At 54.7% G+C, this 2,048-nt stretch carries 2 protein-coding genes and 1 pseudogene; 1 reads left to right on the forward strand and 2 read right to left on the reverse strand.

Going from position 1 to position 2,048, the window contains the following annotated elements; genetic code table 11:
- On the forward strand, window positions 1-750 hold a 750-nt coding region (locus tag FE784_RS40645), incomplete at its 5' end, for a type 2 periplasmic-binding domain-containing protein (RefSeq protein ID WP_176705916.1).
- Between the two features lie 139 nt (window positions 751-889).
- Here the strand turns inward: FE784_RS40645 and FE784_RS02710 are convergent.
- Window positions 890-1,275: pseudogene (locus FE784_RS02710) on the reverse strand (PHP domain-containing protein); the annotation flags it as partial.
- 515 nt (window positions 1,276-1,790) lie between these two features.
- The coding region (locus FE784_RS41530; RefSeq protein WP_218103737.1) for a hypothetical protein at window positions 1,791-2,048 on the reverse strand (258 nt) is incomplete at its 5' end.

The raw sequence follows: 2,048 nt of genomic DNA on the forward strand, positions 1-2,048 counted from the left end.
ACGTACGAATTGGCCAAGACGATGACCCGCAAGGAAGGGGAAACTCAGTACAGAGGCTTTATTACCCAATCGTACAATATAGCCTGGCAAAACCAGATGTCGCTCGGCTTCGCCGATCCGAAGACGGATAAGCCTTTGTTTTACAGCGATGACCGTTGGGGACAATACGTAAGAAGCATTAACCGGTTTTATGAAATTCCCGGAAACGCGCTGGCGGAAAGCAGCTTCCGTCCGATCAGCAACGCTTTTCTCGTGAACAAAGTGGCCGCCATGTACGCGTATACGATTCCGACGACGAAGCAGGACGTGAACTGGGATATGGTCTCGCTGCCGGAATTCAGCAACCTGCGCGGAGTAGGCTCGCAAGCGATGCTGACCTTGGCTTACGTCACGAGCATCAGCAAGCATAAGGATGCCGCCTTCGAGGCGATCGCCTATATGACGAGCGACGAGTATCAGATGAGTATTTCCAAGCAGGCTCTCGGTCTTCCGGTCGTGAAGACGCAAACGGTCAAGGACGCCTTTGGTCTGGAAAATCCGAACCTGCAAGGGAAAAACCTGAAATCGCTGACGAGAAACAAACCCGCCGCGCCGTTCGAACAATCGCCATACCAAGCGATCACGAACAATCAGCTCGAGAAAATATGGTATCAGCTCGGCAAAGGTCAAATGGACGTGAACACCGCCTTGCGTACCGCATCGGAAATGGCCGAGAAGGAAATCGCGAATTTGAAATCGAGCGGGCAGTAAAACTTTGAGAAGCTATTAGCTTATCCTGTGCCTCCGTTGCCGCTTTGCGGTTTTCGGGGGCTTTTTCGGCCTTGGCGTCCATGCATGAGCATGCCCGCTCGTCTCCGCCAGGCGGCGGGAGGCTGTCCGATCATTTAAGCTACAAGCCCACTACCTGCTTTTGTCGCCGACGGTAAAACGCCCATTCGGTAAAGCCGATTTCCTTAAGCCTGCTTCGGACTTGCTCGCACTGGTCCGCCACCGGACGGGAGTATGGGCGTCGGAGCCGAACGTCACGGCGACGCCGTAGCGCAGGGCCCGCTCCAAAATGTCGTCGGACGGGTACCAGCTTCCGCAAACCGCTCTGCCGGATGTATTGATTTCGATGGCCGCGCCGCTTTCGGCTATGGCCTGCAATGCCTCGTCGATGGCCGGCGTGCGATTGTCCGAGAACCCGGGGAAAAATACTTTCATCGCATCGAAATGCCCCAGCACTTGAAACAATCCGCTGCAGGCGGACTGCCGGATCAGGCGGTAATACGTTTCCTAGGTACATCTTGACAAGACCGGAGGCAGGCTGCAATTCCCCGTCAGGGACACGCAACGAATGATCGCGGATATCCAATCCTCTCTTTTGCGAACAAATACGAATCCTACCCGGCGGCTAAACACTTTGGTTGAACGAATCAGTCAGGGAGGGAAGGATGTCCGGATTAGCCCGCTCGCACAGTCGTACGGACATTATGAGCTGTCGGAACAGGAACGGAACCTTATCGTTCAACATGCAATAAGCGCATTAAAAAAGCGGGATGTTGATTGGATCTGCGGGTGAAGACGGATTGGGCGCTAAAATAAGAGGTGGGGAAGACCGGATATCCATCCGCATGTTCGCGAGAGCGGTACGACCTGCTGATTACGAGCCGGGAGCCGGGAGTCGGGACGGGAGACGGGTTGGACCGTCGCTTATCCGCGTGGCGGCACGGAACGGAACAAAAAGTTCCTTTATCATGTGTTTTCGGACAAAAAACGGCTCAAACGGAACAAAAAGTTCCTCTATTGGCTCAAAAGTAGCTGGCAACGGCCATTCTGCTGCCCATAAAGGAACTTTTTCTTCCTCTATGGCCCATTTTGGCGGCTATTGCAAGGCATAGCGGAACTTTTTGTTCCGCGAACCGCGAACTGCGAACCGAGAACTGCGAACCGAGAACTTCGAACCGAGAACTTCGAACCGAGAACTTCGAACTGCGAACTTCGAACTGCTTGCCGCATACCGCCTTCACGCCGCAGCCCGCACGCCGCAGCCCGCACGCCGCAGCCCG

It is taken from the genome of Paenibacillus hemerocallicola (assembly GCF_006265175.1).
Classification (GTDB): Bacteria; Bacillota; Bacilli; order Paenibacillales; family NBRC-103111; genus Paenibacillus_AB; species Paenibacillus_AB hemerocallicola.